Source organism: Ruegeria marisflavi (assembly GCF_025673445.1).
Taxonomy (GTDB): Bacteria; Pseudomonadota; Alphaproteobacteria; order Rhodobacterales; family Rhodobacteraceae; genus Ruegeria_B; species Ruegeria_B marisflavi.
Window position 1 is genome coordinate 35,984 of the sequence record NZ_JAOVQN010000014.1, and the last position, 25,218, is coordinate 61,201.

Annotated in this window: 27 protein-coding genes; 10 read left to right on the forward strand and 17 right to left on the reverse strand. The window is 63.1% G+C overall.

Annotated elements, in window-relative coordinates:
* Window positions 1–10: 10 nt before the first annotated feature.
* Window positions 11–1,267 (reverse strand): Zn-dependent hydrolase, encoded by a 1,257-nt coding sequence (locus OEZ49_RS14065; RefSeq protein ID WP_263388901.1) that lies wholly within the window; start codon window positions 1,265–1,267, stop codon window positions 11–13.
* Window positions 1,268–1,430: 163 nt separating this feature from the next.
* On the opposite strand from OEZ49_RS14065, the gene OEZ49_RS14070 reads away from it, so the two are divergent.
* From OEZ49_RS14070 to OEZ49_RS14085, 4 genes are read left to right on the forward strand one after another with little or no spacing between them, the layout of a single operon-like run.
* Entirely contained in the window at window positions 1,431–2,081 is a 651-nt protein-coding gene (locus OEZ49_RS14070) for a histidine phosphatase family protein (RefSeq protein WP_263388902.1), read from the forward strand.
* 9 nt (window positions 2,082–2,090) lie between these two features.
* Window positions 2,091–2,705, forward strand: a complete 615-nt coding sequence (locus OEZ49_RS14075; RefSeq protein ID WP_263388903.1) for a glutathione S-transferase family protein — start codon at window positions 2,091–2,093, stop codon at window positions 2,703–2,705.
* A gap of 14 nt (window positions 2,706–2,719) precedes the next feature.
* The gene (locus OEZ49_RS14080) at window positions 2,720–3,775 is read left to right on the forward strand and encodes a saccharopine dehydrogenase (protein ID WP_263388904.1); all 1,056 of its coding nucleotides are present in this window, start codon (window positions 2,720–2,722) and stop codon (window positions 3,773–3,775) included.
* A gap of 3 nt (window positions 3,776–3,778) precedes the next feature.
* A complete protein-coding gene (locus OEZ49_RS14085; protein WP_263388905.1) occupies window positions 3,779–4,921 on the forward strand; it encodes a saccharopine dehydrogenase family protein in 1,143 nt (380 codons plus the stop codon).
* Between the two features lie 33 nt (window positions 4,922–4,954).
* On the opposite strand, the gene OEZ49_RS14090 is transcribed toward OEZ49_RS14085, so the two are convergent.
* The 7 genes from OEZ49_RS14090 to OEZ49_RS14120 form a co-directional block, all read right to left on the reverse strand.
* Window positions 4,955–5,515 carry a hypothetical protein gene (locus OEZ49_RS14090; protein ID WP_263388906.1) on the reverse strand — a complete coding sequence of 187 codons (561 nt, stop codon included), beginning with the start codon at window positions 5,513–5,515 and terminating at the stop codon, window positions 4,955–4,957.
* A gap of 101 nt (window positions 5,516–5,616) precedes the next feature.
* Entirely contained in the window at window positions 5,617–5,934 is a 318-nt protein-coding gene (locus OEZ49_RS14095) for a DUF3775 domain-containing protein (RefSeq protein ID WP_164131190.1), read from the reverse strand.
* A gap of 66 nt (window positions 5,935–6,000) precedes the next feature.
* Complete coding sequence (locus OEZ49_RS14100; RefSeq protein WP_263388907.1) at window positions 6,001–6,732, reverse strand: SDR family NAD(P)-dependent oxidoreductase; 732 nt, start codon at window positions 6,730–6,732, stop codon at window positions 6,001–6,003.
* Complete coding sequence (locus tag OEZ49_RS14105) at window positions 6,729–7,307, reverse strand: DUF3833 domain-containing protein (RefSeq protein ID WP_263388908.1); 579 nt, start codon at window positions 7,305–7,307, stop codon at window positions 6,729–6,731. Before OEZ49_RS14105 ends, OEZ49_RS14100 begins: the two co-directional genes overlap by 4 nt.
* On the reverse strand, window positions 7,304–8,530 hold the full coding sequence (locus OEZ49_RS14110) for an MFS transporter (protein WP_397545667.1): 1,227 nt from the start codon (window positions 8,528–8,530) through the stop codon (window positions 7,304–7,306). The genes OEZ49_RS14105 and OEZ49_RS14110 overlap by 4 nt, the downstream gene beginning before the upstream one ends.
* Window positions 8,527–9,288 carry a DUF1365 domain-containing protein gene (locus tag OEZ49_RS14115; RefSeq protein WP_263388910.1) on the reverse strand — a complete coding sequence of 254 codons (762 nt, stop codon included), beginning with the start codon at window positions 9,286–9,288 and terminating at the stop codon, window positions 8,527–8,529. The genes OEZ49_RS14110 and OEZ49_RS14115 overlap by 4 nt, the downstream gene beginning before the upstream one ends.
* The gene (locus tag OEZ49_RS14120; RefSeq protein ID WP_263388911.1) at window positions 9,285–10,583 is read right to left on the reverse strand and encodes an NAD(P)/FAD-dependent oxidoreductase; all 1,299 of its coding nucleotides are present in this window, start codon (window positions 10,581–10,583) and stop codon (window positions 9,285–9,287) included. The genes OEZ49_RS14115 and OEZ49_RS14120 overlap by 4 nt, the downstream gene beginning before the upstream one ends.
* Before the next feature lie 279 nt (window positions 10,584–10,862).
* On the opposite strand from OEZ49_RS14120, the gene OEZ49_RS14125 reads away from it, so the two are divergent.
* The 4 genes from OEZ49_RS14125 (at window position 10,863) to OEZ49_RS14140 (ending at window position 13,500) form a co-directional block, all read left to right on the forward strand.
* Window positions 10,863–11,360 carry a sigma-70 family RNA polymerase sigma factor gene (locus OEZ49_RS14125; RefSeq protein WP_397545670.1) on the forward strand — a complete coding sequence of 166 codons (498 nt, stop codon included), beginning with the start codon at window positions 10,863–10,865 and terminating at the stop codon, window positions 11,358–11,360.
* Window positions 11,361–11,365: 5 nt separating this feature from the next.
* Window positions 11,366–12,013, forward strand: a complete 648-nt coding sequence (locus tag OEZ49_RS14130; RefSeq protein WP_263388913.1) for a ChrR family anti-sigma-E factor — start codon at window positions 11,366–11,368, stop codon at window positions 12,011–12,013.
* A 63-nt stretch (window positions 12,014–12,076) separates the two neighbouring features.
* Window positions 12,077–12,730: a methylated-DNA--[protein]-cysteine S-methyltransferase gene (locus OEZ49_RS14135; RefSeq protein ID WP_263388914.1), complete on the forward strand. Its 654-nt coding sequence runs from the start codon at window positions 12,077–12,079 to the stop codon at window positions 12,728–12,730.
* The gene (locus tag OEZ49_RS14140; protein WP_263388915.1) at window positions 12,727–13,500 is read left to right on the forward strand and encodes an isocitrate lyase/PEP mutase family protein; all 774 of its coding nucleotides are present in this window, start codon (window positions 12,727–12,729) and stop codon (window positions 13,498–13,500) included. Before OEZ49_RS14135 ends, OEZ49_RS14140 begins: the two co-directional genes overlap by 4 nt.
* Here OEZ49_RS14140 and OEZ49_RS14145 read toward each other — a convergent pair.
* A complete protein-coding gene (locus OEZ49_RS14145) occupies window positions 13,497–14,066 on the reverse strand; it encodes a helix-turn-helix domain-containing protein (RefSeq protein WP_263388916.1) in 570 nt (189 codons plus the stop codon). The two genes, OEZ49_RS14140 and OEZ49_RS14145, sit on opposite strands and share 4 nt — an antisense overlap.
* A 105-nt stretch (window positions 14,067–14,171) precedes the next feature.
* On the opposite strand from OEZ49_RS14145, the gene ilvD reads away from it, so the two are divergent.
* Window positions 14,172–16,004 carry a dihydroxy-acid dehydratase gene (ilvD, locus tag OEZ49_RS14150; RefSeq protein ID WP_263388917.1) on the forward strand — a complete coding sequence of 611 codons (1,833 nt, stop codon included), beginning with the start codon at window positions 14,172–14,174 and terminating at the stop codon, window positions 16,002–16,004.
* A gap of 180 nt (window positions 16,005–16,184) precedes the next feature.
* Here the strand turns inward: ilvD and OEZ49_RS14155 are convergent, their stop codons facing one another.
* Together OEZ49_RS14155 and OEZ49_RS14160 are read right to left on the reverse strand one after the other, a co-directional pair.
* Window positions 16,185–16,898 carry a DNA helicase gene (locus OEZ49_RS14155; protein WP_263388918.1) on the reverse strand — a complete coding sequence of 238 codons (714 nt, stop codon included), beginning with the start codon at window positions 16,896–16,898 and terminating at the stop codon, window positions 16,185–16,187.
* 307 nt (window positions 16,899–17,205) lie between these two features.
* Entirely contained in the window at window positions 17,206–18,024 is an 819-nt protein-coding gene (locus tag OEZ49_RS14160; RefSeq protein WP_263388919.1) for a sulfotransferase family protein, read from the reverse strand.
* A 146-nt stretch (window positions 18,025–18,170) separates the two neighbouring features.
* Here OEZ49_RS14160 and OEZ49_RS14165 point away from each other — a divergent pair, with 146 nt between their 5' ends.
* Window positions 18,171–19,748, forward strand: a complete 1,578-nt coding sequence (locus tag OEZ49_RS14165; protein WP_263388920.1) for a DUF5928 domain-containing protein — start codon at window positions 18,171–18,173, stop codon at window positions 19,746–19,748.
* An 8-nt stretch (window positions 19,749–19,756) separates the two neighbouring features.
* Here the strand turns inward: OEZ49_RS14165 and OEZ49_RS14170 are convergent, their stop codons facing one another.
* From OEZ49_RS14170 to OEZ49_RS14195, 6 genes are all read right to left on the reverse strand, one after another.
* A complete protein-coding gene (locus OEZ49_RS14170) occupies window positions 19,757–20,185 on the reverse strand; it encodes a c-type cytochrome (RefSeq protein WP_397545668.1) in 429 nt (142 codons plus the stop codon).
* Between the two features lie 70 nt (window positions 20,186–20,255).
* Window positions 20,256–20,900 (reverse strand): DUF1523 family protein, encoded by a 645-nt coding sequence (locus tag OEZ49_RS14175; RefSeq protein ID WP_263388921.1) that lies wholly within the window; start codon window positions 20,898–20,900, stop codon window positions 20,256–20,258.
* 10 nt (window positions 20,901–20,910) lie between these two features.
* Window positions 20,911–21,177: a hypothetical protein gene (locus OEZ49_RS14180; RefSeq protein WP_263388922.1), complete on the reverse strand. Its 267-nt coding sequence runs from the start codon at window positions 21,175–21,177 to the stop codon at window positions 20,911–20,913.
* A 1-nt stretch (window position 21,178) separates the two neighbouring features.
* Window positions 21,179–22,528: a DUF6638 family protein gene (locus OEZ49_RS14185; protein ID WP_263388923.1), complete on the reverse strand. Its 1,350-nt coding sequence runs from the start codon at window positions 22,526–22,528 to the stop codon at window positions 21,179–21,181.
* Entirely contained in the window at window positions 22,525–23,235 is a 711-nt protein-coding gene (locus OEZ49_RS14190) for a DUF2971 domain-containing protein (protein WP_263388924.1), read from the reverse strand. The genes OEZ49_RS14185 and OEZ49_RS14190 overlap by 4 nt, the downstream gene beginning before the upstream one ends.
* Entirely contained in the window at window positions 23,232–25,169 is a 1,938-nt protein-coding gene (locus OEZ49_RS14195; RefSeq protein ID WP_263388925.1) for an AAA family ATPase, read from the reverse strand. Before OEZ49_RS14195 ends, OEZ49_RS14190 begins: the two co-directional genes overlap by 4 nt.
* Window positions 25,170–25,218: the final 49 nt, after the last annotated feature.

The window sequence follows — 25,218 nt, forward strand, 5'->3', positions numbered from 1 at the left end:
CGCAAATCTCTCAATTGTCGACACACAGAGATTGCCAAAGGAACGCGGCTGAAAAATGGCAGGAGACCGGTAATTCCTTGCTCTGGTCCAGCGCGGCAACGGCTTGGTCCAGAACCCTCAACCCGGCAACAAGGTCTGCCTCGTCAGTATCCTCTGCGAAATCGTGGCTGATCCCGCCGATCGACGGCACGAAGAGCATCGCCACCGGCATCAGGCGCGACACGTTGGTGGCATCGTGCAACGCGCCCGAGGGCATGGACCGCCAGCGCCCCGGCGCGACCGCCTGGGCCCCCTTTTCCAGAGCGGCGCGCAATTGTGAATCCATCGCCACCGGTTCCAGACCCAGGAGCGGGCCAAAGCTCAGCTTCATGCCGCGCGCCTCCGCCACCTCCTGTGCGGTGGCGCGAATGATCTCCTCCATCCGCGCCAGCCGGGCCGTGTCACCATCGCGCCACTGCATCGAGAACCGCGCTCGCCCCGGCACGATGGACGACGCATTGGGATGCAGGTTGACATGGCCGATGGTCCAGACGGTGCGCGGGGTGACCACATTGCGGAATCGCTCGCCCAGCCGCGCGTTGAAATCGGACAACGCCTGGAACGCGTCGCGGCGCAGGTGCATGGGCGTGGTGCCAGCATGGTTCTGCTGGCCCTCGAATGTCACCTTCATGTCGCGGATACCGACGATATCGCTGACCACCCCGATCTGCTCGCCCTCTGTATCCAGCGTCGGGCCTTGTTCGATATGCATCTCGACAAAACCGGTGAACTGCGACGGGTCGACAAAATCCCCCGCCAGATCCGCCACTGCCGCGCGCGCCATGGCAAAGGACACGCCTGCGTGATCGCTCAGCCCATCCGCCTCGACCAGCGGCAGGTGCCCGGACCAGATCGCCGACCCGGTGGTGACGCCGAACCTACCCTCTTCGTCCTGGAAACTGACGACCGAGACCGGGCGGGCGCTGCTGCGGGCAATCTCCAACGCCGCGATCACCCCCAGCGCGCCGTCCAGCCAGCCGCCCTCGGGTTGGCTGTCGGAATGCGATCCCATCAGCAGCGACGGCCCCTCTGCCAGGCCGAAGAGATTGCCGACCGGGTCAAAGCGCACCTGCAACCCCGCCTCCTCCATCCGGCCCGCCAGCCAGCGGCGCGCCGCGATATCCGCCTCGGAATAGGCCGGTCGCACCACGCCCTTGCCCACCCCTGCGGCGCCAAAGCTGCGCAGCTTGTGCAGATCCTCCAGAAACCGCTCCGCGTTCACCGTCATCACAATTCCTCCCGTCCCTTCATTTCGCTGAAAATACTCCCGCCGGAGGCATCCGCAACCAGCCACAGGCACCAACGCCCGGTAAATTCACGCGCCCGGCGCCAAACCCCTCTGGCCCCCGGCCCGATCCTTGCCTAAGAGTCTGCCCGAAGTGGAGGATGACATGTCTCACATCACCCTGATCCGTCATGGCCAGGCCAATACCGCCGCCCGCGACGAGGAAAGCTATGACCGGCTGAGCGAGCTGGGGCACCAGCAGGCGCGCTGGCTGGGGTCGCATCTGGCCGACACCCGCGCCCATCATCCGCGCGTCTATTGTGGCACCCTGACCCGCCACCTGGAAACCGCCGCCAGCATGGGTCTGGCCGATGTGGTACAGGACCCGCGCCTGAACGAGATCGAGTATTTCACCCTCGCCCAGCTTTTCGAGGCGCAGCACGGTGTCACCATCCCCGAGGATCGCGAAGGCTTTGTCGAGCACCTGCCGATGACCTTCACCGCCTGGGCCGAAGGCCGCATCCAGGACGCACCCGAAAGCTTCGACCAGTTCGAAACCCGGGTCTCGTCGGCATTGGCCGAAATCGCCCACGGGGCGGGGCCGGCCATCGTGGTCACCTCGGGCGGGCTCATCTCGATGGTGATGCGTCAGGCGATGGGGCTGGACATACCGGCCATGGCGCGGGTGGCCCTTGCCATCATGAACACGTCGATGCATCGTCTCTATCCGATCGGCACGCATCTCAGCCCGGTGCTGTTCAACGCCGTCCCGCATCTGGAGGCCCCAGAGCGGCAGTTTGCCCAGACGCATCTCTAGGGGGATCCGATGCAGCTTTATTGTGCACCCGGCACCATTTCCGTGGCCGTCGCCATCGCGCTTCACGAGGCGGGAATCGAACACGAAAAGGTACAGCTCGACTTTGGCGCCGCCGAACAGACCAAACCCGCCTACCACCAGATCAACCCCAAGGGCCGGGTGCCGGCGCTGGCTGTGCCCGGCGGCATCCTGACCGAAACCGGTGCGCTGTTGGAATTCATCGCCGACAGCGCGCCCGACAAGGGGCTGGTCCCCGCCGATCCGCTGCTCAGCGCCCGCATGCGCGAGGTGATGTATTACCTTGCCTCCACCATGCATGTGAACCACGCCCACAAGATGCGCGGCGCCCGATGGGCCGACCGCGCCGACAGCTGGGCCGACATGACCGCCAAGGTGCCCGAGACGATGACGACCTCAGCCGCCTATGTCGAGACGAACGGGCTGCGCGGCCCCTTTGTGCTGGGTGAGGCGGTCAGCATCGCCGATTGCTATCTCTACGTGGTCACCGGCTGGCTCGAGGGCGACGGCGTCGACCTGGACCCGTTCCCGAAAATCCGCGCCTTCCGCGCCGCGATGGAGGCGCGCGCCTCGATTCAGGCCGTCAAGGCCGCTGGTCTGCTTTGAACAAAGGACAAGACATGACGCATCTCTGGGTCCGGGCCGAACAGCGCCCGAACGAGGAACGGGTCGGCCTGACCCCCGAGGGCGCCGCCGCCCTGATCGCCGCCGGTATCCGGGTCACGGTCGAGGAAAGCTCGGTCCGCGCCATTGGGCTGGACGGATACCGCGACGCTGGATGCGAGATCGCGCCCGAGAACAGCTGGCCGGATGCCCCGCGCGACGCCATCATCTTTGGGCTCAAGGAACTGCCCGAGGACGGCACGCCCCTGCCGCACCGCCACATCATGTTCGGCCATGCCTTCAAGGGGCAGCATTCGGGCCGCCGGTTGCTGGAGCGGTTCAAGGCCGGGGGCGGCACGCTTTACGATCTGGAGTATCTGGTGGACGAGGCCGGTCGTCGGGTCGCGGCATTCGGCTATTGGGCGGGCTATGCGGGTGCGGCGGTGACGCTCAAAGCCTGGGCCGCGCAGCAGCAGGGCAGCATTTGCGCCCCTGTCGGCGTCTATCCCAGCAAGGACGCGCTGAACGCGGCGCTTGCCGCAGAACTCGACGCCACCGGCGCGCCGCGCCCCCGCGCCATCGTGATCGGCGCCTTGGGCCGGGTCGGCACCGGTGCGGCCGATCTCTGCACCGCGATGGGGGTCGAGGTCACCAAATGGGACATGGCCGAGACCGCCAGCGGCGGCCCCTTCCCCGAGATCCTCGCCCATGACATCTTTCTCAACTGCATCTTTGCCCGTCCCGGTACGCCGGTCTTTGTGCCGCGCGAAGCGCTGAATGCACCCCGCACGCTAACCGCCATCGGCGACGTGGCCTGTGACCCCGACAGCGATTACAACCCGGTGCCGGTCTATGATCGTGCCACCAGCTGGGACGCGCCGGTGCTGCGCGTGGCCGAGGACCCGGCGCTGGACGTGATGGCCATCGACAACCTGCCGTCGATGTTGCCGGTGGAAAGTTCACAGGATTACGCGGCCCAGTTGCTGCCCTCGCTGCTGACCCTGACTGCGCTTGATGCAGGCGTCTGGGGCAGGGCCGAGGCCGAATTCAAAACCCATATGAAAGGGATCTGAGCGATGACCATCCATTGGTGTGGCACCGGCCTGTCGGCTATTCCCGGCCTGCGCCGCCTGATCGAGGCGGGCCATCCCGTCACCGTCTGGAACCGAACGGTCGAAAAGGCCCGCGCCGAACTGGGCGACCTGACCGACGACATCCGCGTCTTTGACGTCGACGCGCTTGGCGCGGTGCTGGCCAAGGGCGACATGGTGGTCTCGATGCTGCCGGGTGACTGGCACGTGCCGCTGGCGGAGCTGGCAATTTCCAAGGGCGCGCATTTCGTTTCGTCGTCGTACATCGCGCCCGAGATGCGCGCGCTCGATGACCGCGCGCGCGCCGCTGGCGTGAGCCTGGTGAACGAAATCGGGCTTGATCCCGGCATCGATCACCTGATGGCGCATGAGCTGGTGGCCGAGTATCGTGCCTCGGACGCGTTCGACGCCCAGAACCACCTGAGTTTCATTTCCTATTGTGGCGGCATCCCGAAACACCCCAACCCCTTCCGCTACAAGTTCAGCTGGTCGCCGCTGGGCGTGCTGAAGGCGCTGCGCTCGCCCTCGCGCTCGATCCGGGACTATGCCCCGCTGGATGTGGCGCGGCCCTGGGATGCGATCAGCAGCTACACCGCGCCGCTGCCCATGCCCGAAAGCTTCGAGGTCTATCCCAATCGCGACTCGCTGCCGTTCATGGGCCAGTACCATTTCGAGGAGCATTGGCCAGTGAAGGAGTTCGTGCGCGGCACCCTGCGGCTCAACGGCTGGGCCGAGGCCTGGGGCGATGTGTTCCGTGAGATCGAGACGCTGCAAGGTCCCGAGGGCGACGCACGGCTCAAGGAGATGTCCGACCAGTTCTGGACCGAAAACGCCTATGACGAAGGTGAACCGGACCGCGTGGTCCTGTGCGTCGGCCTCAAGGCCGAGAAGGATGGGCGCGAGGTCTGGCACAAATCCTATGTGATGGATGCCTGGGGCGACGCGCGCGGCACCGCCATGGCCCGGCTGGTGTCGATCCCGGTCTCGCTGGCAGTCGAGGCGGTGTTGAACCGCGAGATCCCCGCAGGCGTGCACGCCGCCTCGAGCGACCCGAAGCTGCTGGCCCGCTGGATGGGCGAGGTCGGAAAACTGGCGCAGCACTTGCAGATCGTGGACCATATAGCCTGAACAATCGGGGCGCGGTGCCCGCCCGCGCCCCTGTCAGTCTTTCGGTGGGTCCTCACCATATGCGACCCGGTAGGCGTCGATCATCCGCACCATCTCGGCTGGCACTTGCGACAAACACCAGCTGGCGATCATCAGATGCCCCGGCCCAACCGATTTGCGCATCGACTTCAACAGTTTCTGGCTGACCGAGATCCGATAGCTGCGGGCAAATCCCCGGCGAAGGGTCAGGATCACGAAATCACCGCGTGCAACGGCGTTGGTGATCTGGGTCCAGGGAATGGTCTCGCGACCTGCCCTCAGATCGACAAATCCCTGCGGACCGAACCTGACCGGGGCTCCCCAAGGGAAAACCAGGCGGTACAAGGACACAAGCCCCAGAACCGAGAACACGGGCAGGATCACAAACGACCCTCTATGAAACCGGCGGCTGGGGAGACTGTCGGGCTCGATGCCTATTCCATGGGCCGCCGCGGCCACCAGGATAAGACAGACAATCGGCAGAGCGACGGATTTCGGCCAGTCGCGCCCGATGCGCGTTTCCCTGGAAACATCCTGTTGTTCGAACGCCTCTGACATCGCCCGGCCAGCTTCCATGTGGCTGGCGTTTCCTGTCAAGAACAACCGGATATCTTCATCTTGCCCAAAATACTCCGGGGAGCGCGAGGGGCAGCGCCCCTCGCCCCCTCCACCGGGTATCACATCAGATCGTTTTCGACATCCTCGGCCGAGATCCCCAGCGCATCGAGCCCGTTTTCCAAGTGGTCCGGCAGATGCGGCGAGCCCAGCAGGTAATCGGCGCAGGGCGTTGTCGCCTCGGCCCGTGCTGTGGCGATGGCCTCTTCGAACTCCTCTGCCTCGAAACTGCCACGCCCAATCCACATGATCGCCACCAGCTCGGCCTGTTCGTCCTCGCTCATCCGGTCGATGAAGGCGCGCAACTCGCCCTCGGCGCGTCCCAGCTCGCGCGCCATCAGCGCCACTTGCGCCACCTTGCGTGCCGAAATTTCCATGATTCCCTCGTCTCCTGTTCGCGTATCCTGTGGTCCATCAAACAGGCGTGGCACATGCCGTCTTTGATCTCACGCAAACAGGCGGACATAGAGCCATTGCGGCAGGAAACGTCCAAACCGGAACAGCCAGGCAAACGGTGCAGGGAAATTGGTGGCAAAACTGCGGCTGTTCATGTGCCGGAACATTGCGCGGGCGGCCGTCTCCGGCTCCATCAGCATCGGCATGGCGAACGTGTTGAGATCGGTCAGCCGTGTGCGGATGAAACCTGGATTGACCAGTTGCACTTTGACGCCGGTACGATGCAGGTCGGCATGCAGGCATTCGGCCAGTGCCATCGCACCCGCCTTGGACGCCGCGTAACCGATGGCGCCCGGCAACCCGCCAAACCCGGCGAGCGATCCTGTGATCACGATATGGCCCCGGTCGCGGTCCACCATACCCGGTACCACGGCCCCGAGCACCCGCAGGTACCCGGTGAAGTTGACATCCGCCATGGTCACCGCACGGGCGCTGTCCCAATCCTGCGCCCGCATCGGCCAGTAGACACCCGCCAGCAGAACCACACCGTCGATCTCGCCCAGCGCGCGCGCGGCGGCCGCGACGCTGCCGTCATCGGCGATATCCACCGGCAACACCTCGGCCGGGCCCGGCAAGCGGGCGGCAAGGCGCTCGAGCCCCTCGCGCCCCCGCGCCGAAAGCACGAGGTGCGCGCCGGCGGCGCTCATCTGCTGGGCCAGCGCCGCGCCCAGTCCTTCGGAGGCGCCGACCAGCCAGTATCGCTTGCCGGTCCAGTCCGTCATGCAGCCGACCGCTCCACGTTGGCAGGGTGCATGGTCGCGACCAGTTCCGCGACCTTTATCCCGTACTTGCGGAATTCAGAGCGGTTGACGATGGCGCCGCCCGGGGTGAGATACATCCAGTCGGTCACATCGACCACATGGCCACCGGCACCCTCGGGCAGGCGCAGACGATAGAGCAGGCGCACCGACGGGCCGCTCTGATCGCCCCGGCCGGTGCCGATCACGTCCGGTGCACTGGCCTGGATCCGGCCATCGTTGCCGATGCTGAGCTGCCATTCGCGATCCTGCACGGTGCCGCTGTCATAGTGAAAGCGCTCGCGCATGGTGCCGCGATTGCCATCCCATGTCGCCTCGAACGCGCCGGTAAAGCGCGAGGCGACGCGGCCGGTCGGACCATAGATTACGCCTTCGCAGGCAATCGGCCCGTTCAGGTGGCGACGCAGGTCGAACTGCGGTTCGGCCCCGGCATAGTCGCCGGGCGCTTGCGCCGAGAAGCCCACGTATCGGCGCAGCACAAGGAACGTAACGGCCGTCACGGCTATGCCCAAAAGGATGAAAAGGATCGGATCTGTCATGACATGTCCTCCGGATCAGTCAGGGCCAACAGGCCCAGCGCCGCCGCCTTGAGCAGGCAGGGCAGTGCAGCATAAAGCAGCGATAGAAGCGTCAGGGCGCCCGCCGGGCTGGTCGCGCCCGGCACGAAACCGGCGGCATCAAGCACCGGCAGCAGCACCAGCGCGGCCAGCGCCAGGGTGAACTTGGTGACAAAAGCCCAGAGGCCCCAGCCCGGCGCGGCGCCTGGCGCCACCCGCGCCATGCGCGCGGCAAAGAGCGCCGGCAGCAGCGTCATGTCGGCGCCCAGAGCGATACCGGACACGGCACAGATCAGGGCAAAACCCGCCACGTCGCCCGGGCCCAGTAGTGGCACCAGCGCAAAAGCCGCGATTGACAGCGCCATGCCAGCCATCAGGGTCGGTCGGGCACCCCGCCGCTCGGCCAGCATGCCCCAGAGCGGCGCGCCAGCAGCGGCGCTGAGAAAGAACAGGATCAGCAGCGGCCCTTCGGTGCCGGGCGCCTCCAGCCGGTCTGCCACGAAGAACAGGAACAGGGTCGAGGAAACCGCCACCGGTGCAGCGTTCAGCCCCGCGATCAGCAGCAGGCGCCGCGCGACGGGGTCGCGCAGAACGGGCGCAAAGCCGGTGTGCGGCACCGGGCTTGCGCGCCATTCCGTGCGCTGCGCCACCGTCGCGACAAGGGCGAGACCAACAAAGGCCAGGGCAAAGGCGGCATAGCCGCCCGGCAACAGGACCGGCGCGGCTGCGGCGCCGCAGATGCCCAAGAGTGCGCCCGCCTCGCGCCAGCGCGCCAGCCGGATATGACCGCCCAAACCGGCCGCATTGGTCACGCCCTGTGCGTAAAAACAGATGGTCAGAAAGCTGAAGGCCGAGAACACCAGCATCAGCATCAGCGCGAACCAGGCCAGCGGCGCAATTGGCGGAGCCAAGGAAAAGAGACCGAGCATCCCGCCCGCCATAACCGCCGCCGCCACCGGTACAGCGACCCGCAGATGACGGCGCAAGCGCGCGGCCAACCAGCCAAGTCCCGGATCCTGTACCACGTCAATGAGCCGCAATCCGAACAGCACCGCGCCCAGCGCGGTCAGGCTGACCCCATAGGTATCGGCATAGAACTTCGGCGCATGCAGATAGATCGGCAGGCCCGCCGCCGCCAGCATGGCGGCAAAGAGCGCATAGCCGGTCAGGGGTGCTGCGCGCGGCAGGGGAACGGACATGGTCATCCCCGGCTCACATCCGGGCGATTTGCTGCGGGTTCGGGGCGAAAGCGCGCACCTTTCCACCAGAGCTTCAGCGCCTGCCAGTGGATCAGCGCCAGCACGCGGCGCGCCCCAAAGGGACGGCGCAGCGCCGACCACAGGATCGCCCGGTTGGTCAATGGCCGCCTGTGACCGGTCAGTGTGGCCACCAGCCCGCCCCCTTCGCGACCATAGTCGATCCAGATACCGACCCGGTCGGCGCGCAGGTCAAAGCGGAAGGCGTAAGACCCCTCGCGCGGCTGAAAGGGCGAGACATGCAAGAGCTTGGTCGCGCCCAACCGGTCCTGCGGCCCGATCGGCGACAGATCGGGTTTGTGGCACAGATAGCTGTGGCGGGTGCCGAAAGTGTTGGTCACCTCAGCCACCACGGCATAGAGCGCATCCCGCGAATCGAAACAGAACCAGAAACTGACCGGGTTGAACACGTGCCCAAACAGGCGCGGCTGGGTCAGCAGCGCGATCCGGGCAGGCTGGGGCAGTTGAAACAGGTCGAACTGCTCGCGCAGCCAGGCCGCTCCGCGCCCCTGCCCCGGACTGCCACCGTGATCGCGGTCGAACACACCCGACAGGTTCGCGCGGTTGCGCGAAAACAGGCGCGGCCCGGACACGGGCGTCTCTGGGTCGAGAAGCACGAAATCCACCGAATAGCGGAACGCGTTCCGCACCGCGCCCTTGCGCCCATGAAACGTGTGGGCCGGGATATGTTCGACCATTGCGCTCATTCCGCGGCAACCGGCAAGGCGGCGGTGCGATTGATTCCTGTAACCACATCGATGGCGCTGGCCAACCCGTCCTCGTGAAACCCGTTCTTCATCCAGGCGCCGCAGAACCAGGTCGAGTTGGTTCCGTTCATCCGTGCCAGATCCTCTTGCGCGGCAAGCGCACCGGCGTCGAACACTGGATGGGCAAAGGTGGTCACGTCGTGAATATGCTCTTCGCGGATGCGATGGCTGGCATTCAGTGTCACGAACAACGGGTCATCCTGCGGGATCGGCTGCAAGGAATTCATCCAGTAGGTCAGGCCGATGGGGCCGCCATTGGCGCCTTTTTCCTCGGTGTGGTTCCAGCTGGCCCAGCACTTGCGCCGTTTCGGCATCAGCGCGGGATCGGAATGCAGGACTGCCTCGTTCGGCTGGTAGCGCACCGCGCCCAGGGCCGCGCTTTCTCGCCGGGTGGCATCGGATAGCAGCGCCAGAGTGGTGTCGGAATGGGTGGCAAACACGACCTCGTCGAACACCTGCCACTCGCCGCCCCGCACCCGGATCTCGACCCCAAGCTCGGTGCGCCGCACCCCGGCGATAGGCACACCCAGTGCCAGCGACACGCCCTTGCGGCGCATCGCCTGTTCCAGCCGGCTGACATATTCGACCGAGCCGCCTTCGACCGTGTACCACTGATGTTGGCCAGAGTAGTTCAGCAGCGCGTGGTTCTCGAAGAAGCGGATCATCGCATGGGCGGGAAAGTCGAGGATGTGTTCCTTGGGCGTGGACCAGATCGCGCCCGAAAAGGGTTCAAGGTAATAGCGCCGGAACCAGTCGCCGGTTCCGAGACGGTCGAGAAGCTGGCGCACCGTGATCGAGCGGTCGCGCGCGGCCTCGGCCGCATGCGCGTTGAAGTGAAAGAGGTCGCGCACCATGCGCAGAAAGCCCGGACGCGCCAGGTTGCGCCGCTGTGCGAACAGCGCATCGGCCCCATGCAACGCATATTCCACCGCACCGCCCTGGGCCGAAACGGCAAAGCTCATGTCGCTTTTGGCGATTGGCACACCGAGGCGGTCGAAGAGAGCGATCAGGTTGGGATAGGTTGCATTGTTGAACACGATGAAGCCGGTATCGACCGGCTGGTCGCCCCGCTTCCCGGCCACGATGGTCCGCGCGTGCCCGCCCAGCCGGGGTTCGGCCTCGAACAGTGTCACGTTATGGGTGTCCGCCAAAAGGTTGGCGGCCCCCATGCCCGAGATCCCGCCCCCGATCACAGCGATCCGTCGGGGCACGCCCCCATTCAGTTCAAATGGCATGTCTTGCTCCGCCTTGTCCTTGTGTCAGATGTACGGCCCGAATGCGGAAGTGGATGAAAAGAAAATCCTTTGACCGCGACTGATCCGCTTTGGCCCGAGCCGCGTATCGTGGTTATGTTGATCGCAACGAACACAGACCGGCCCGACGCCAGCCTTGACGGACAATGCCCTGTCGGGCGGTATGGCCACATGTGCAAGGACGCGAGCGAAGGAAAGCACTTGGACCGGAAACAGGACGGGGCGCGGGCAGAAAACGATTGGAGCGGCCACCTCGCCCGTATCGTCGAGGCGCAGGACAGGGCCGCCTTTGCCGAGCTGTTTGCCCATTTCGCGCCGCGCGTTAAGTCTTTTCTGATGCGGTCCGGCGCCACGCCGACTCTGGCCGAGGATTGCGCGCAAGAGGTCATGGCGACGGTGTGGAACAAGTCGCACCTGTACGATCCCACACGGGCAACCGTTTCGACCTGGATTTTCACCATTGCACGCAACCGGCGCATCGACGCCCTGCGCAAGGATCGCAGGCCGGAACCCGAAGACCTGCCCTGGGGGCCGGAACCTGAACCGGCAGCCGCCGATGTTATGGCGATGCAGCAGGAAACAGAGATGTTGCGCGTTGCAATCCGGGCCCTGCCCGACGCGCAGCGCGAACTGATCGAACAAGCCTATTTCGGCGATCTCAGCCACCGCGAGATTGCCGCCCGCACCGGCCTTCCGCTGGGGACCATCAAATCCAGAATCAGACTGGCGCTAGACCGATTGCGCCACGCGATGAAGTGACGACCATGACAGAACTGATCAAACACCACCTGACCGATACGCTGTTGACGGCCTATACCGCCGGCAATCTGCCCGAGGCGTTCAACCTGATGGTCGCAACGCATCTGTCGCTCTGCGACACCTGCCGCGCCCAGGCCGAAGCGCTGGAGGCCGTGGGCGGCTGCCTGCTGGCCGAGTGCGGCACTGAGGCGATGGCCGCCGATGCGCTGGAGGCCACATTTGCCCGCATCAGCACCGGCACTGCCGTACCCGCAAGGCGCCGCGATAGCTGCTCGGTGCTGCCGCAGCCTTTGCGCGACTATGTGGGGGGCGATGTTTCAACGATCCGCTGGAAACCCGTCGGCATGGGCGTACGGCAGGCGATCCTGCCGACCAGCAACGCGGCCTCGGCCCGGCTGCTGTTCATTCCCGCCGGGGCCGCCGTGCCCGATCACGGGCATCGTGGCGTCGAATTGACCATGGTGTTACAGGGAGCTTTTTCGGACGAGATGGACCGGTTCGCGCGCGGCGATGTCGAAGTCGCTGACGAAGAACTGGAGCATATGCCGGTGGCCGATCCGGGAGAGGATTGCATCTGCCTGGCGGTGACCGACGCGCCGTTGCGGTTCAACAGCTGGATCCCCCGGTTGGTACAGCCTTTCCTGCGGATCTGACTGTTACTTCACATGTTCGAAAAACCGACTGCGGGTTGGCCGTCATCGCGCTAGTATAGGCGCATGACCCAAGTTTCTCGCACACAGGACCGGCACGCCAGCGGTGTGGACAGCTGCGCCACGCCGCGAGCGCTGCATGACAGCGTGGCAAGGATGTTGTCGCTGACGACCGACGCCTTTCCCAGTCAGGCGGGGCTCCGGTTGGCACGTCTCGACACGCCGCTGGGCACCATGGTGGCGGGTTGCGATGACAGCCGACTGCACCTGCTGGAATTCGCCGACTGCCGGATCTTGCCAGAGCAGGTTCGCAGGCTCTATCGGGCCTCAGATGGTGATCTGGGCTTTGGCCGGCACCCGTTGACGGACCAGCTGGAACGGCAATTGTCAGAGTATTTTGACGGCAGTAGAGATCATTTCGACCTGCCGCTTGCGCTGCACGGTACCGCCTTCATGCGCGAGGTCTGGGCGGCGCTGATCGCTCTGCCAGCCGGTAGGACGACCTCCTACGGCGAACTTGCAAGCGGGATCGGGCGCGGTCCGGCGGTACGCGCCGTGGCGCGGGCAAATGGCGCCAACCAGATCTCCATTGTGATCCCATGCCATCGGGTTACGGCCGCCGATGGCGCGCTGACCGGGTATGGCGGCGGCCTGTGGCGAAAACGCTGGCTGATCAATCACGAGGCTAAATTCTTTCCCATCCAAGGAGCGCATGCATGAGTCAGGTTTCAATCGCCGAGCGCTTTGCCGCGCTGCACCGGCCCGGTGCGCCGCTGATCCTGTACAATGCCTGGGATGCCGGCAGCGCCCGCGCGATTGCAAAGGCCGGGGCGCGGGCCATCGCCACGGGCAGCTGGTCGCTGGCGGCGGCACAGGGTTATGCGGACGGGCAGGAAATCCCGCTTGAGTTCGCCTTGCAGATTCTGGCCCGGATCGCGGCCAGCGTCGACCTGCCCGTCACCTTTGACTTCGAGACCGGATATGCGGAAACCAAGGTAAACTTGGCCACGAATACGGAACGGGTGATCGCGGCGGGCGCCGTCGGTGTCAATTTCGAAGACCGGCGGATCGGCGGGACCGGCCTGTTGCCTGCCGAGGAACAGGCCGATCGCATCGCCACCCTGCGCCACGCGGCCGAGGCGACAGGCGTGCCGCTGTTCATCAATGCCCGCACCGATGTGTTCTTCCAGGGCAGCAAGCCCTTGGATCATCCCGCGCTGATGGGCGAGGCGCTGGACCGGGCGCGGATCTATGCCAGCGCCGGGGCGAACGGGCTGTTCGTACCGGGGCTGGTGACGCCCGAGTTGATCGGAACGCTATGCGCCGAATCCCTGCTGCCGGTGAACATCATGCAGACCGGCAAGGCGCCGGACAACGTGACCCTGGCGGGCCTGAGCGTCGCGCGCATCAGCCACGGCCCAATGCCCTGGATCACCGCCATGGACGGCGTCACAGAGGCGGCGAAGACGGCACTGGCAAATAACGGCTAGACCGGTAAACCGGTCTGTTGCGGATAGTGGTGCATGTTGAGAAATGCGGCACCTTCGGCACCGCTGCGATAGCCATGTGGCAGGTCGGCGGCAAAGCGCAGGCCCTGCTCTGTCCTGAGTGGCACGCAGTCCCCGTCCCGCAGAATCTCCAGCGCGCCATGTAGCACGAACACCTCTTCGGTGACACCGCTGGCATGGGCGGCGGACTCGTAGCTTTGGCCGGGAGCCAGCGTCACGTGAAAGGTTTCGGCGCCAAGCATCGGGTCAAAGGGAAAGACGATCTTGACCTTGATGCTGCCGGGAAAGGTCACGGTACGAAACAGCCGCTCGTCAGCCGGATCGCGCAACGAGGCCGGGCCGATCAGTGCGCTGAGCGGCAGCTGGAACCCTTTGGCGATCTTCCACAGCGTCGCGATGGTCGGGCTTGATTCGCCGCGCTCGATCTGACCCAGCATCGCCTTGCTGACCCCGGTCAGCTCGGCCGCCTTTGACAGGCTGAGGCCGGTTGCCGCGCGAACCTCGCGCAGTTTGAGGGTGACCTCACCCGATTCCACAGCCGAGTCCATGTATCCGCCCTTCGATTCCACTTGTACGTTATAACGCACATCGGATAGCGTGCGCTATAACATACGCACCCGAATTTCAGGGACCGGCAAAAGGGAAACAGCACCATGCCAATGTACCGATCCAGAACCTCGACCCATGGCCGTAACATGGCTGGCGCGCGCGGCCTGTGGCGCGCGACCGGCATGACCGACGACGATTTCGGCAAGCCGATCATCGCCATCGTGAACTCGTTCACCCAGTTCGTGCCGGGGCATGTGCATCTGAAGGATCTGGGCCAGATGGTCGCGCGCGAGGTCGAGGCCGCAGGCGGGGTAGCCAAGGAATTCAACACCATCGCGGTGGATGACGGCATCGCGATGGGGCATGACGGCATGCTCTATTCCCTGCCCTCGCGCGAGGTGATCGCCGACAGCGTCGAGTACATGGTCAACGCCCATTGCGCCGACGCGATGGTCTGCATCTCGAACTGCGACAAGATCACCCCCGGCATGTTGATGGCCGCGATGCGGCTGAACATCCCGGCAATTTTTGTGTCCGGCGGGCCGATGGAGGCCGGCAAGATCGACATCGCCGATCTGGACATGAAGAAGATCGACCTCGTGGATGCGATGGTTGCGGCCGCCGACGACAAGTTCACCGACGAGCAGGTCAAGCAGATCGAGGAAAACGCCTGCCCGACCTGCGGGTCCTGTTCGGGCATGTTCACCGCCAACTCGATGAACTGCCTCGCCGAAGCGCTGGGTCTGGCGCTGCCGGGCAACGGCTCGACGCTGGCCACTCATGCCGACCGCAAGAAGCTGTTCCTGGAGGCCGGGCGCAAGATCGTCGACATCACCAAGCGGCATTATGTCGGCGAGGAAAAGGGCTTGCTGCCGCGCGAGGTCGCGACCTTCGAAGCGTTCGAGAATGCCATGAGCCTCGACATCGCGATGGGCGGGTCGACCAACACCGTGCTGCACCTGCTGGCGATCGCCTATGAGGGCGAGGTGAACTTCACGATGGACGATATCGACCGGCTGAGCCGCAAGGTGCCGTGCCTGTGCAAGGTCGCGCCCAACATCCACAACGTCCATATGGAGGATGTGCACCGCGCCGGTGGCATCTTCTCGATCTTGGGCGAGCTGAGCCGCGCTGGCCTGCTGCATGGCGACGTGCCGACGGTGCACACCAACTCGATGGCCGAGGCGATCGCCAAATGGGACATCACGGTTGCCAACAACCCCGAGGCCGAGGAGCTTTTCAAGGCCGCACCAGGCGGGGTGCGGACGACGCAGGCGTTCAGCCAGGCGAACCGGTTCAAGGAATTGGACACCGACCGTGAAAAGGGTGTGATCCGCAGCAAGGAGCACGCGTTCAGCCAGGACGGTGGTCTGGCGGTACTCTTCGGCAATATCGCACTGGACGGTTGCATCGTGAAAACCGCCGGGGTGGATGCAAGCATTTTGAAATTCACCGGCACCGCACATGTCTGCGAAAGCCAGGACGCCGCCGTCAATGACATCCTGACCGGCAAGGTCAAGGAAGGCGACGTGGTGGTGATCCGCTACGAGGGCCCGCGCGGCGGGCCGGGCATGCAGGAGATGCTGTATCCGACGAGCTATCTGAAGTCGAAGGGGCTGGGCAAGGCCTGCGCCCTTCTGACCGATGGCCGGTTCTCGGGCGGCACCTCGGGCCTGTCGATTGGCCATGTCTCGCCCGAAGCGGCCGAAGGCGGAACCATCGGGCTGGTGCGCCAGGGCGACCGGATCGAGATCGACATCCCCAACCGCACCATCCACCTGGTGGTGCCCGACGAGGATCTGGCCGCCCGCCGCGCGGAACAGGACAAGCTGGGGTGGGCCCCCGCGCAACCGCGCAAGCGCAAGGTGTCCACCGCGCTCAAGGCCTATGCCAAACTGGCCACCAGCGCCGCCAAAGGCGCAGTTCGCCAACTCTGAAACCAGGGCCGGTCAAGACCGACGGCCCACCGATTGGTGGGCCGTTTTGTTTTTCAGGTTGCAAAGCCGATTGCCGCCGCTCGCGCCACGAACAGGCCTCGGCGGCGCATGACGCAAAAGGTGATCTTGCAGTCTCTGTAGACACGCCTTGAATGTGCACAGATCACTTTGGCCGAAAAGCTACGCAGCCTGATCAAACTGCAATTTACCATTGTGCAGAAAAACGAACTTGCCGAAGGCCGAGAGATCAATCGGATTGGGCGCCCGGATATCTGACTTTCCTGGCATGCGCTTGCTTCCCATATCGAACCGGCGGTCGATCTGAGAAAGGACAACGCAATTCGAACCGGTGTCGGCCGCATAGTTGCAGAGAACTCGCAACTGATCATTCAAGCTCGGGTTCGTGCGCTTTTGATCGAGAAGTTGAAGATAATCGACAACGACGAGCGTTGGCCCCTGCTCGGACCTGAGACGACGTATTATGTAGTCTGCGGATACATCGTCAGATGTATCTACAACCACGGTGTGCTCCACCGCATGACGGGCAATGCCCATAGACGCAAACCGATCTGCAACGTCGCGCTCATGATAATCTAGCGTGAAGAAGAAACTTTTGCGTCCTACCCGCGATGCCCGGGCCGCGAGTTCCAACCCAAGAAGTGTCTTGCCCTGACTCGGTCTGGCACCAACGAGGCAAAGGTCACCGGGCTTGAGTTGACTCAACAGCTCTCGGGCCGGGCTTTCGTTCTTCAATGTAGCGGCGAGATGACTCCAACTTTGGTAACCCTGCCCGCTGGCTACCTTGTCCAGCGCCTGATTCAGGGGAGTGTCTGTTTGCCGTGCCAAAAGCTTGGCCTGCCGCTTTAGAACGTAAACGGGGGTAGACAACCACAATGTCTTTCTCCTCTTTCGAGCCGCTTCCGCAATCCCTCCTTATGCTGGCGGTCGAACGAGACAGATTTCGACGATTTCGCTCTGCATGGCCTATGCTTCCCGATTGGAGGGTGGAGGCCCGAGCAGGGCCTAAAGAGCAGCGTAGTCGACGCCCCCCGCTGGCGCAACAGAAAGGAGCCACATTCGCGAATGTCCGAAAGATGATTGCTTTGAGTCCGGGGGTGACCTTAGCTGCGCCACGTGTTCGGCTCAGGCTCTCCCTATCGGGTGACTGACCCGCAATGGCCCGCGAATCCTGCCAACCCTCTCACTCGCCCAGCTTGGCGTGCACCTCGTCCAGGTCGATCTCGTCAATCGGCATCTTGTTGCCGGGGTTCTCGAAATCGTATTTGAACAGGTCAAAATCGCGTTTGTAGATTTCATAGACCAGATGTTTCGACAGGTCGTCGAAGTAGTCCTCGACCGGGTGCGCACGTTTCGGCCCGTGGCCCTCGCTCTCGTTGAAGCGCGGGATCTTGTCCAGCCTGACCTTGTGCGGCGTCTCGATATTGTCGAGCACCTCTTGCATGCCGTCATTGAACGCCTCGGTCCAGAAGATCTTGTCGTAGCGCCCGCCGTTGCAGATAAAGGTCGAGATATGGCCCGACATGGCCGACCAGTGAATGTCCGGGTCCATCGGGCGCCGCCAGCGGATGGTGTCGCGCGCGAACAGCAGGAACCGGCGGAAACTGGCGATCTGATCGAAGTCCTGCTTGCCGTCCTCGCCACCGACCTCGACCCCGTATTTGTAGACCAGCATCGGAACGAGGTTGCCGCGATAGCGTTTGCCATTACGCTGAATGCCGCAGATCTTGTCGAAGAAGGAACTGAGGATGCGCGTATACGGGTTGCGCACACAGGTAAAGGCATAGGATTTGTGCGACTTGACGTTTCGCTTGATCGGACCCTGGCTGGCCTCAAGCGCCCATTTGTGCAAGCCTTGCTGGGCATCATGGATGTCGCCGTCAAAAAACGTGCCGTGATCCGAGTAATACATGATCTGCCCGATGGTCGAGCAGGCGCATTTCGGCACCACCCGATAGACCACACTTTCGCTTTCCGTCATCCACGTGCCGGGGAAACCCATCTGCCTTGCCTCCTGTGCCACGTATCGCCATAATCCGGGAACGGGCGTGTTTGCTCCAAAGAACCAAATTTTCTCTGTTTATTCAATCGGTCTTCACCTTTATCAGGGTAAACAACGAGCAGAAACAGGGGTCGATCGTTTCCGTTATGGCCAAAATCGCCTACATCCTTTTGTGCCACAAAGACCCTGATGCGATCGTCATGCAGGCTGAGCGCCTGACAGCCGCTGGCGACTACATGTCGATCCATTTCGACGCCCGCGCCAGACGCGCCGATTATGACCGCGTGCGCAGCACCCTGGCAGACAACCCCAACGTCACCTTTGCCCGCCGCCGCATCAAATGCGGCTGGGGCGAGTGGTCACTTGTCCAAGCCACGATAAACGCTATCGAGGCGGCGGTGGACGAGTTTCCGCGCGCCACCCATTTTTACCTACTGTCGGGCGACTGCATGGCGATCAAGACCGCCGAATATGCGCACCGGTTCCTGGACGAACACGACCGGGATTTCATCGAAAGCTTTGACTACTTCGAAAGCGACTGGATCAAGACCGGCTGGAAGGAAGAGCGGCTGATCTATCGCCATTGGTTCAACGAGCGTACGCAGAGAAAACGCTTCTATGCGATGTTCGAAACCCAGAAACGGCTGGGCTGGACGCGCGAGATCCCATCGGACATCCAGATCATGATCGGCAGCCAATGGTGGTGCCTGCGCCGCCGCACGATCGAATGGATCTTGGATTTCACCCGCACGCGGCGCGACGTGATGCGTTTTTTCGCCAGCACCTGGATTCCGGACGAGACATTCTTTCAGACCCTGGTCCGGCACCTGATCCCGGAACACGAGATCGAGACCCGCACGCTGACTTTCCTGATGTTCTCGGACTACGGGATGCCGGTGACATTCTACAACGACCATTTCGACCTGTTGCTGAGCCAGGATTTCCTGTTCGCACGCAAGATCAGCCCCGAAGCAAAGGAGCTCAAAGCCCGTCTTGGACGGCTCTACGCGACCCATAGCGTCGATTTCCAGATCTCGAACGAGGGCAGGAACCTGTTCAAGTTCCTGACCGGTCGCGGCCGGATCGGGCGGCGGTTTGCCATGCGGTTTTGGGAAACCGAAAGCTCGCTGGGCCGCGAGCGTGAGCTGATGATCGTGGTCTGCAAGAAATGGCACGTGGCCAAGCGGCTTATGGAACAGATCCGGCAGGTCATGAATGTGCCGACAATCGAATACCTCTTCAGCGAGGAAGGCACGCCCCTGCCTGACCTGGGCGGCATCCAGGCAACGCTGGAGAAGCGGACGCGGCACCGACGCGCTTTGATGCGGATGCTGTTCGAGTATTTCGAGACGGATCGTCTGGTCATCTGCCTCGATCCGTCGAACCTCGACCTGATGCACGATTTCTTTTCCGACAGGTCGGTCACTCGAATGCTGGAGATCGAATGCCAATTTACCGACGACTACCTGATCGGCCATGCCTATCGCGTGGGACTGGCAGGCGAGCGCACACCAAAGGCGACACTAGAACGGCTGTTGCCCACCATCCGTAACGAGATGACTTACGAGGCTGACCGGATCCGCGACGCGGGGTTTGCCCGCTATGGCCGCATCCATCAGACCTCGACCCCCGAGGAAAACGCCGACAAGCTGTCCGAGTTTCTGTCGATCCCCTGGGATCAGGCGCTGCGCATCATGCAGAACGACCACATGTTCGCCGATTGACCCGGCCTTCAACGGATGTTGTTAGCCGTCTGAAGTTCCCGGATATAGGCCACGATCATCGTCACATCGCCCCGGCTCAGCCCCTCGACGGGCGGCATGTCGCCAAATGGCCAGTGATGCCCGCGCACGCCCAGTGTGACCGCACGATGAAACGACTCGTCGCCATGGTGAGACGGTTCATAGATCTTGTGGATCAGTGGCGGCGCAACGCCCTGCTGGCCGACCGCATTCTCGCCATGGCAGGTAAGACATTTGGCCTGGAACAGGCGCTCTCCGATCCGGCCGTTCTCGGACAGGCTGTCCGGCAGGTTTATGGCCGCCAATGCAGCGCCCGCCGCCGGAGCGGCGGCATCATTCTGCCCCTGCAGGCGGAACCAGAACACATAGGCGCCGGCCAGAACGGCCAGCGCCACAAAGAAAAGAGCTGCGCGTTTCAACTGTCGCTCCTGTGCTGACATCGTACCCGGTTCTGGAGGTTCCAGCAGGTGTAAGGTCAAGGGCGAAAATCTATTTCGACTTCCAGCTGTCGAGCCAGCGCCGGACCCGGCCGCGCCGTTCCTCGATTGCCTCGCCGGCGGCATAGAGGCTGTCTTCGACATCCTCGATCACCGGGTCGATGCGCGCCTCGCGGAACCGGCGCCAGCGCACCCAAATGGCCCAGAACAGCGCCGCCAGCAGGGTCAGAACAATGATGTTGAACCAGGGGATCAAGCGCACGTCCGGCCCCGCCACCGGCTTGATCGCCACCGCGTTGGGAAAGATCGACAGGAACTCGTTGCGCCAGCCATAATGGGTCACCGCCACCCATTCGGGTTTGTCCTTGGACGAGATCGCGTCATTCGCCTCGGTATAGAGATTGGCGGTGTCGAACTTGAAGTAGGGCGGCCAGCTCCAGCTGGTATCCTCATTGCGATAGACACGCGGGCGGCCTTCGGGCGTCACGCCCTGAATGAATTGCACATCGCGGTTGATGATGTTCACCGACTGATCGTCGGGCCGCGACCAGAAGATGCGGGTCCAGTCGTTCAGCTCCTGCCGTTCCTCATAGGTATTGACGATGCGCACGATGTCGCGCTGCGGCAGGGTATAGTGCAGGAAGGCGACGACGCTGAGCCAGAACAGCCCGATGATCACCCATTTGACATAGCGCATGGCCAGGTCCTCACTTGAAATTCACGATATAGATCAGCGCCGCGATCAGCACCCAGGGTACAAAGTACACCCCCAGGATCAGCTTGCGCCGGAACGATCCGTCATAGGCCCGCAGACCGCGTTCCACAAACGCCTCCTTGTCGCCTGTCTTGCCCTTTTCCTCCCACCAGCGCTCCAGCTTGCCGCGCCGCACCGCGCGGGAGTAGAACGACAGCCCGAAATAGGCCACCGTCTGCACCACCAGCAGGACAACGACAAGCCTGAGAAGTCCGATCACCCTATCGCCTCCTTATTGCGCCCCAGGGGCCGACCCGTTCGATCAGGCGTTCATCCGCCTGCGCGGGGCTTTGCGCTCCGCTCATGTCCGGCTCGTGCCCGAACAATGCCGCCCGCGCGCCCGCCTTGTCCACCTGATACTCGCGTGCGAGGAAATCGGCAACAAAGGCTCGTTTGGCCTCGGGCCAGGTCGCATAGAGGCGATAGAACAGCTCCTTATGACAAATGAAGAGTTGGCGGGCATCCAGCGGCGCCAGTTCCGCCAGCAACATGTTGACCAGGTCGCGGTCGGGCGTATCGGCGGCCCGCAAACCATAGAAATAGGCAGGATGATCCGCCGAGATGCGGGGCCAGTCGCCGCCGTTCTCGGCCCAGCGCGCCAGTTGCGCCAGCCCGTGATATTCCTCGGGCAGCCGGTCGGCATGCATCCGCGCCAGCCGCCGGATGTCGCCCCGGTCCAGCCCCGCCGGGTTCAGCCCGGTACCGGCGGCAGTGTCGATCACGATGAAATCCATCTTTTGCCGCAGCACCGCCGCCGCATCCATGCCGCGCGCCCGCACGATCGGTTCGGCCAGCTTGTTGTAATCGAGGAACTTGGCGATCCGGTTGCGTTCGGACAGGTCCAGCACGTATTTCACCGGCATCTCTTCGCGGGGCTTCTCGCCCACGCAGATCATCGCCGGGTGTTCCACATCGGGGAACAGGTAGAGCCCACCGAAATGCCCCGTCCAGAAATTGCGCTGCTCGTGCGCCTTGTGGCTCAGATGCACGGGATTGCGGCTGATATCGCCGGTCTGTTTCGAGATGCCGATCATCTCGGCAATCAGCACGTCGTCGAACCAGGCATCGTTTTCGGTCTTGAACCGTTCGATCATCGCGGCCAGCTTGTCGGCGTTCTTCAGCGTGCCGCCGACAGTGTCGGCCTCGATCTCGATTTTGCGCAGGGTGAAAAGGTCGGCGGGCGAGCGCAGCTTGAAGACCGAGTTCACCAATTCGCCCGCCACCGCGTCGGTGGCGGTCAGCGCAAACAGCTGCGCCTCGTTCGCCTCGATGAACTCGCGCAGGATCGGACGCGAGGTCGAGAATTTCACGTTCAAGAGCGGCGCGCGCTTCTGCTCGGGCGTCAGCAGGATGAACTGCCGGTTGACCCCGTTGGGGTTGAGGTAGAGCGGATCGCCCAACTCGTCGCCGATCTCGGGCGAATAACCCGAGATGTCGATATGGAAATCGGTGAGCGCCGTGGTCTTGCCCGCCAGATGCTGGAGCGCGCGATTATACCGCTCCACCAGCGCCGGGCTGGAGATATGGACGAGATTGCCGAACATCAGGCCGGATTGGATGAGGCGGATCATGTTACGCACCCTTTCCATAGACTCGTATCCTGTTGCACTACCATTCTAAAATCTCTGAAAGCAGCTCTACACTGAAAGTGTTTGAGGGGCCTCTTTCCACCGAAAGCACTCTTTATTTCGTCAGCGGAAAGTTCGGGCCGAGGTCCGTTAATAAACCCCACTAATTGAACTTCCCCACCCATCTTCAAAAATTTCTTACCATTATCTTGATGGATTACTTTGTTTGAATGAAGAGTAACAAAAAGGCGCTCCTCCTTTTCATATCTCCAATGATGTGATTTTTGGGCGCAAAATTTCTTGAACATTGGATCGCCTGATCTTGGGAAGCAAGAGGCGTCGCTTGTCGCTCTCTTCAGCAAGTACTCAACAGGTTGAAGCTGGCTAACTGCGACATCCAAAACAAGGCAAACACCTTCTCCACTTTTCGAGTAGTGTCCCCACATAAGTGGATTACGCCAGTCTTGAGAGAAGCATATTAGTCCAAGTTCGCTTGACAATTCTTCGATCCAAGCCCTATGGTTCTCGCGCATTTTCTTATCTTTCAATGCAAACGATGCCAGCTCGAATACATCGTTGCACTTCTTGAAATCGGATAGCTTTATCTGGTTCTCTGTTAGATTCTCCAACAGATGATTTGGCGAGGTAAAATAGAACAATCGACGCCGATCTCTACTACCTGTTTTCAACCAACTAATCTTTGAGCTCACCCCTTCCCCTCCAGATACCGCCTCTTTGCCTCTTCCATCCGCCCCATCTCGCGCACCATGCCGTCGATGGCCACCTCGTCGGACTTGTCGGCATAGCGGAACTCGCTGTCCGCATAGCGGTTGATCTCCTGCACCACCATGTCCACCGTGATGGGCTGGCGCAGCTCTTCGATCATCGCCAGCTTCGTATCATAGTCGCGGAACAGGAACAGGTCAGGATTCTCCATCCATTCATCGGGCAATTCGAAATCCATCGCCCTTACCTTGACCGCGTCGGTGATGTTCTTGATCGCGCGGCCGGTAAAACGCTCGTCGGCCTCCTGTATCCCTTTCAGATAGGTCCCCAGCTTGGCAATGGTGTCGAGCGGGCCGACCTGCGCCCCCACCCTCTCCCACACCTGCGCCAGCCCGGCCTCTTGCGGGCGGCCATGGGCGGCGAAACTGGCGGCCACCGCGCGCTTGATCTCTTGCGCGGCATAGAGGTCATGCGCCCCCAGCGGGATGTCGTGGCGCTTGCCCAGCAGCAGGGCCAGGATGTCGATGTAATCCTCGCGCGTCTGCGGCCCGTCGACCAGAAACCGCGCGCCCGCCCGCTGGCGCAGGGCGTCGTCGACATTCTCGGGATAGTTCGAGAACATGCCGAAGGTGCAATTGCCCCGCACCACGGTATTGGCACCGGCAAAAGCCTCCATGAATACCGCCGTCACCTCTTGCTGGCCCGCGCTCGACTGGCGGTCGCCGCGCTTGCCCGCAATCTGGTCGATATCGTCGATGGTGCCAAAACCGATGACGCCGGGGTCGAGTACGTTCTGGACAAAGGCCTTGGCATTCTGGCCCGACTTGCCCTGATAGCTGTCGATATTGTCGATGCCAAAGTTCTGATAGCGGAAGGGATAGCCCGCGTTGCGGCAGTATTCGTCGATCAGCCCCGCCATCATCTGGATCAGCGTCGTCTTGCCGGTGCCCGGTTTTCCGTCACCCATGAAGGTGAAGATGAAGCCGCCCAGTTCCGCGAACGGGTTCAGGCGACGCTCGAAATCATAGGCCATCAGCATCTTGGCCAGCTTCATCGCCTGGTATTTGGCGATGTGGTTGCCGACCACCTCGTTCGGTTTCTTGAACCTCATGGTCAGCTTGGTCGAGCGCGCCTTGGCCGCTGGTGTGAACCCGCGAAGGGTCAGGTCATCGGCCTTGACGTGCCATGCGGCCCCTGTGAACGGCGCCAGATGTACGGCGCCCTGCGCGCGCGCGCTGGCCTTGGCCATCAGCTGTTCGGCAAAACCGGCAGCGGTGGCGATCAGTTGCGCGTCGTCGCCCGCGAAGCTCTCCAATTTTTGGTCCAGATCCCACAGCGCCCCATGCAGCGCCACTTGCGCGTTGTCGGTCAGAAACTCCTCGACCTCGCCCACCTCGACCGAGGTGGCACCCAGATGCGGCGACAACAGATAGGCCAGTGCGTTGCCGAACACATGGGTGACAACCAGCGCCTCGGCGGTCAGCAGTTCGGAGAACTCGCCCTTGCGCGCCGCCGGCAGGTCGCCCGCCAGATTGGCGCGTTTCAGATCGCCCAGCGGCGTGCGCTCGCCATAGCCCTCGCCCATGGCCAATGCGACCGCCAGCGCCCGGCGGATCGCCTGCGCCACCGTGGCCTGTAGCGGCGAGACCAGCGTGTCGCCATCATCGGCCGCCTCGATCCGCTCACGCAGATGCACCCCGTCGGGCCGGGCGGTGCGCCGCGTCACCAGACCGGGCGTGGTCGAGCGGAACCGTCGCGCCGCAGGGATGCCCGGCGAGCGCTCCTCCGCCCTGGCGGGCGTCTTCGCCTGCGCCACCCGCGGCGCATGGTCGAACCCGTCCAGCAGCGCGGTGGCCGCCGGGTAATGCGCGCGGATCGCCTCTTCGCGCAGTTCCATCTGGTCCGATGTCAGGCTCATGTCACAACGCCCCTGTCTTCACTTTGCTCAAAATACTCCCGCCGGAGGC